Origin of the sequence: Acinetobacter sp. AR2-3 (assembly GCF_001878775.1) — a bacterium.
GTDB lineage: Bacteria > Pseudomonadota > Gammaproteobacteria > Pseudomonadales > Moraxellaceae > Acinetobacter > Acinetobacter lwoffii_D.
In genome coordinates, this window is record NZ_MJIQ01000068.1 from 1 (window position 1) to 5,946 (window position 5,946).

Genomic DNA, 5,946 nt, shown 5'->3' on the forward strand with positions numbered 1-5,946 from the left:
AAGGGTCAGATCGTGATGCCATCCAAAAGTAACGCGATTGATCAGCGTGATTATGACCAACATCTTTATAAAGCAAGACATCTGATCGAGAACTTCTTCGCCAAGCTCAAGCAGTATCGAGGTATTGCTACGCGCTATGATAAATTGGCTCAAAACTTCCTGTCAGCAATCTACCTTGCTTCAAGCATAATATGGCTTAATTGATGACACGCCCTAATTAATAATGGTATTTCCTTTGGAATATCTAACCAATCGTATCCACTCTTACTTTTAATAAAACTTCGATTTCTTTCTAGAAGAATCAAAAAATTTTCAAACAAGGTGTTAATTGAATGAACATTGAATATCTTTTTCTCTTTTCCATTTTCATTTAGTTTTGGAAAATCATAATTTTTATCACAACTAGTATTTTTTGAATATATTCGATATATAAAAGTAATTACTGATTTTAAGTACAATTCAATAGAGTGTCTGTAGAGGTATAAAATTGGTAATTTTCCCCCGCCAATACCAAAACCATATTTGCTATCTTTATTATTATCTAAAGCTTGTGCTGCATAATAAAAAGAATCTGCTGTTGAGCCGAATCCTGAATCAATCTGCAACGTTAAGGGCTTAAAGTATTCTTCTATCATAGTCTTTTTGCTATTTTATTAATATTTAAGATATTAACATACACACGGTAAATAAAAAAAAGCCCCCCTTTCGGAGGCTTCTTATTTAAAAATTCAGCTTTAAGCTTTAGACACTGCTGGTTCAATTGAACCAATCTTCTCAGACTCATTGTCATGCATAATCAATGCAACAGCAATTGCAGTAATCAGAACCGGTAAACCAACTGCCATAAAGTTAAAGTAAGCAGGCAGGTTCATACCAAGTAAACCACCAATCAGAATCGGCCCTACAATCGCACCCATACGACCAATCGCAGAAGACCAGCCAATACCTGTCGAACGTACCGCAAGTGGGTAGAACTGCGCAACATAGCTATATAGCAACATTTGCGAACCAATTGACGCTGCACCTGCCAGGAACACCAGGATGTAAAGTAAGAATTGGTTAGATGCAAAGCCCATTGAGCTCATCACAATCGCACCCATCATACCGAGGAACATAAGTACCGGTTTCAGGTGGAAACGATCCGCAAGAATACCGCCACCGACAATACCCACAACCGCACCAACGTTCATGACCATCATGAACATCAAGCTGTTGTCCATTGAGTAGCCTGCTGCCATCATCAACTTCGGTAACCAGCTGCTCAGTGCATACATGGTTAACAGACAAGTGAAGAACGCGACCCAGAACAGTAAAGTATTCACCGCACGACCACGACGGAACAAACTCACCACGTTGGCTGCTTCAGGCACATTTTCCTGTGGCAAAGTGAAAGTCGTATTCTCGGTAACAGTCAGATTTGGCGCCAAACGACGTACGATACGACGAGCTTCTGGCTGCTTGTTCTGCTTCACAATAAATGCGAGCGACTCAGGCAGGAATTTCCAGATCACTGGTAATAAAAACAGTGGAATACCCGCGATAAAGAACATGATTTGCCAACCAAAACTTGGGGTAAACCATGAACCCAATAACGCAGCCATTACGCCACCGACCGCATAACCACTAAACATGGTGGTCACCAGCGTACTACGCATTTTTTGTGGGGCATATTCCGAAGTCAATGCCACCAGGTTTGGCATTACGCCACCAATACCAAGACCGGCAAGGAAACGTAAAATACCGAATTCGGTTGGGTTTGAAGCAAAGCCGCCGGCAAAAGTTAAACCACTAAATAATACAATACAGATCATGATCACTTTCTTACGACCGATCTTGTCCGCGAGGGAACCAAAGATCATCGCACCAAACATCATGCCAGCCAGTGCGGTACTTGCAAGCATTCCGGCCTGCACTGCACTTAAGCCCCAGTCTTGCATCAATAATGGTAAAACTACGCCATTGATTGCGAGATCATAGCCATCAAATAAGATAATGAGTAAACACCAAGCAACTACATTGAAGTGGAAAGGCGTGAATTTCGCATTATCGACTACAGAATTTACATCTATTTTTTCCGTTGTCATCGTTCTCATCTCCCATGAGTACTTGTCCATAACATCTTGTTGAAGACTGAAGTCAATCTTCAATGTCAGGCAATATACGCAAGCGGGATTTAAGGCACAATAAGACTAATTGATATTCTGCTATGCTCTTGGAAATGTCATTTATTTGCGTGATATGTCACACTATTATTAATATAAACTTTTGAATAATTGATGTTTATTTTTTAATTCGCCCAATATTTAAGCTCTATTAATCCGCTTATTCTTTTGACCAATTGAATATTGATTTAATTTCATACTAAAGATATGAAAAAGCCCCTTTAAGAAAGGAGCTTTTTAGCTGAATGGGTCAATTACGAGAGTTTAAATTTTGGCTGTTTTTAATTTTTTCACCATAACGCGACCAGGTTGTGGCTTACGAATCATTGAAATAGCGATAATGCCAATAATACCTGGCATTGCCACCGCGATAAAGTTCCATTTATGTGGCAACTCCATACCAAGCAGCATACCAATCACGATTGGGCCAACAATTGCACCTGTACGCCCTACAGCAGAAGCCCAACCAATACCAGTAGAACGTACTGCAACAGGATAGTATTGAGCAACATAGCTATATAACAAGATACTGGTACCAATAGATGAGGCACCTGCTAAACTGACAAGTAAATAAATAACAGGGGTTGGAGAATTAAAGCCCAAACCAACCAAAGATAGTACACCGACAGTTAACATACTCATAAGAACAGGTTTAAAGTCAAAACGGTCTGCCAAAATACCACCGCTAATGGTTCCAATCACAGCACCAATATTCAATGCTAATAAGAACATTAAACTGCTGCCTAAAGAATATCCCGCTGCCATCATCAGTTTTGGTAGCCAGCTTCCAAGTGCGTAAAGCATGAGTAAGCACATGAAGAAAGCAATCCAAAATAAGAAGGTTCCTGTGGCACGATTTTCTGTAAATAAAGCTTTTACTGATGCACTTTGGGTCTGATCACCGCTGGCTAGAACCAGTTCAGTATCTGCTTGTATGTCTGCAGTTGGCTCGACTTGCTTGATAAAACGACGCGCTTCATTCATTTTTTGTTCTTTAACGAGGAAAGTTAAAGACTCAGGTAAGAACTTCCAAAAAAATGGAACAAAAAGTAATGGAATACCTGCAATGAAGAACATAATTTCCCAACCAAAACTTGGTGTAAACCATGTACCGCATAATGCAGCCATAATACCGCCCACGGCATAACCACTAAACATGGTGGTTACCAGTGTGCTTTTTAAACGTTTAGGTGCATATTCAGACGTTAGAGCGACTAAGTTTGGTAATACACCACCAATCCCTAAACCAGCAATAAAACGTAAAATACCAAACTCTGTTGGATTAGTGGTAAATCCACCCAAAAATGTAAAAGCACTAAATAAAGAAACACAAATCAAGATAACTTTTTTACGACCAATCTTGTCTGCAAGCATCCCAAACAGCATGGCTCCAAACATCATGCCAGCGAGTGCTGTACTTGCAAGCATACCTGCTTGAACAGCACTCATGCCCCACTCTTGCATAAGTAGAGGCAGAACGACACCGTTAATTGCTAAATCATATCCGTCAAATAGGACAATAAACAAACACCACAATACAATGCTCAAGTGAAATTTAGTGAATTTTGCTTGATCAATCACATCATTCACACTCACCGTGTTTGCTATTCTCTTCACGTTTTCTGCCATTTTTACTCACCTCCTGTGAGTTGTTATTCGTTGTTTTCAGCACGGAACATGACCCTAACTCTTATTTATTATTTTTAATGATTCTTATCGCCATGTTCTCGCAACAACTTAGTTCAACACAGCTATTTTTCAGGAAATACCCGACTAAAGTCTTACTTATTCCTTAAAAATCTAAACCCATGAGTCCAGTTTTTAATCAGAACTAAACAATGCCGGGTAAATCTGGAGCATAAAAAATCCCTCAATATTCAGACTGGGAGAGTTTTGAGATTTAAAGGGGAGAATTAATACAGTGGTCGGGGCAACTTGATCTGAATGATTTCATTATCATCTGCCAGATTTTGATTACGGCCACTTGAACCGGGAAAGTTATTGTCATTCAATACGATAATCAAATCTGGTCCTTCAATAATAATATCTTCAATGGTTTGAAATGGAAAACCGAAGCGTGGGCCTGTGGCAATATCCCCTCCTCTTGGCGGACCATAGAGCAAATCCGGATTAGCCAAATCCATCAGGTTAACCAGTGTTTCACGTGTGACAGATTCACCCGGTCGGCTCAATGTGATCCTGATTAATTTCTTATAGCCTCCAGGGTTATTTTCACTGTCATCGCGCTCAATGATCAGCCCTTCTTTTGCACTAAATAGCTGAAAATCACCAATTGCAGTGGCTTGTGAATCCAATTCAAAATAATAGAAATTTCCAGTATAAGCTTTCTTCTCCAGATCGAATTCTGAAATGATCATTTGTGGAGTCACTGCATCTATCAAAGGCTTTTCTAATAAAGGATATAAATAGCGACCATTGGGGGAAATCGCCATTCCTTCAAAGCCCCCACTACGCTGTACCAAGGGTTTAATATAAGCTGTCGTGCTTTTATTTAGCTGATTTTGTGGAGATCTGAGTTCAGTTCCGGCTTCTAAGGGATGAGCTAAAGCAATTGGCGGACTTTTTAATATCCCATCTGCACCAAAATGTAATAAATAAGGTCCAAATTCATCTCCAATCCAGATATCCCCATTCGGAGCACGCTGCATAGATTCCGGATCAAAGTCAGCACCCGTCAATAAACGCTCTTGAGTATTACTGTTGATAATTTCAAAGGGAATCAGGTGGTTCGGATCACGAAGCTGGATATAAGCTAAATGTTTGACAGTTGCTGTACCGCCCGCCTTGGTTCTGAAATCGCTAGACAGATGATGCAAACGCAATAAATAATCAGAAGAATTATCTTGCGAGCCAAAGCCATTATCCGACATCACCAGATAAGTTCCATCCGGCTGCTTGAGTGCAGCAGAAAAACCCTGTACAGGCTGGCCTGAAAATGGAGGAAAAATACCATTTGCTCCACGTACATCTTGTCCTGAATCAGGGCCTTCTGCATAAGTTTCTACATCCAGTTTGGCAAAGGACACCAAAGTTGGCTCAGTTACGCTGTCTATAGGTTGAGGGATTTCATCATCAGATTCATTGCATGCTGCAAGGGCCAATGTGGAAATAGCCAACAAACTTAAGGAGATTTTTCTCATACTTCCATTCTTCATTTTTATAAAGTGAAAACCTTATTTAATACGGTTTGAATGACAAAATAGTTGCGATGCAATGAAGTTTTGGCGACAGTTTTATATTAATAATGATGAAATCCTGTCTATAGATTCCACACATATATTTGACCAAATCCCGCGCATAAAAAAATCCCCCTCTGCCTTAGCGGAGGGGGATTTTCGAATAATGAGCTGGCGATGACTTACTCTCACATGGGTAACCCCACACTACCATCAGCGCTAAGAGGTTTCACTTCTGAGTTCGGGAAGGGATCAGGTGGTTCACTCTTGCTATGGTCGCCAGCACAACTGTTTATGGACTTGTTCGGGTCTTATTTAACTGCTGTTGCAGTGTTTGCCGTACTTCGTACCAAATGAGTTATTAACAGAGATACTTGAGTTAAATTAGGTTGTTCATTTTATCTAGCTTTTCAACTAAATCAAGTTTGATCGTTTGATTTCGAATCAATTGAGCTTCATACAACAACTGTCTCTTATACACATCTGACGCTGCCGACGATCTTACGCGTTTAGATTCCAGTTGAGATGTACACCACCAAAGATCAAACTTATCATACAGTAACAAAACGATGCAGGAACGACTATTC

The 5,946-nt window shown here is 40.1% G+C and carries 6 protein-coding genes and 1 rRNA gene; 1 reads left to right on the forward strand and 6 read right to left on the reverse strand.

Translation table 11 applies throughout. The annotated features are described in order from the left end of the window. Nucleotides 1-204: transposase (locus BFN00_RS12860; RefSeq protein ID WP_143115433.1), on the forward strand; the 204-nt coding region annotated here is incomplete at its 5' end. On the opposite strand, the gene BFN00_RS12865 is transcribed toward BFN00_RS12860, so the two are convergent. The 6 genes from BFN00_RS12865 to BFN00_RS16060 all read right to left on the reverse strand — a co-directional run. After that, on the reverse strand, nt 171-635 hold the full coding sequence (locus BFN00_RS12865; RefSeq protein WP_071852041.1) for a hypothetical protein: 465 nt from the start codon (nt 633-635) through the stop codon (nt 171-173). The genes BFN00_RS12860 and BFN00_RS12865 overlap by 34 nt on opposite strands. Nucleotides 636-734: 99 nt before the next feature. After that, on the reverse strand, nt 735-2,084 hold the full coding sequence (locus BFN00_RS12870; RefSeq protein WP_004647700.1) for an aromatic acid/H+ symport family MFS transporter: 1,350 nt from the start codon (nt 2,082-2,084) through the stop codon (nt 735-737). Nucleotides 2,085-2,426: 342 nt separating this feature from the next. Then, nucleotides 2,427-3,791: an MFS transporter gene (locus BFN00_RS12875; protein WP_071852042.1), complete on the reverse strand. Its 1,365-nt coding sequence runs from the start codon at nt 3,789-3,791 to the stop codon at nt 2,427-2,429. Nucleotides 3,792-4,075: 284 nt separating this feature from the next. Next, nucleotides 4,076-5,323, reverse strand: a complete 1,248-nt coding sequence (locus BFN00_RS12880; protein ID WP_143115434.1) for an esterase-like activity of phytase family protein — start codon at nt 5,321-5,323, stop codon at nt 4,076-4,078. Nucleotides 5,324-5,528: 205 nt separating this feature from the next. Then, a 5S ribosomal RNA gene (gene rrf / locus BFN00_RS12885) occupies nt 5,529-5,643 on the reverse strand. Between the two features lie 95 nt (nt 5,644-5,738). Then, nucleotides 5,739-5,946 (reverse strand): hypothetical protein (locus BFN00_RS16060; RefSeq protein WP_213032104.1); only part of this gene is annotated, 208 nt, incomplete at its 5' end.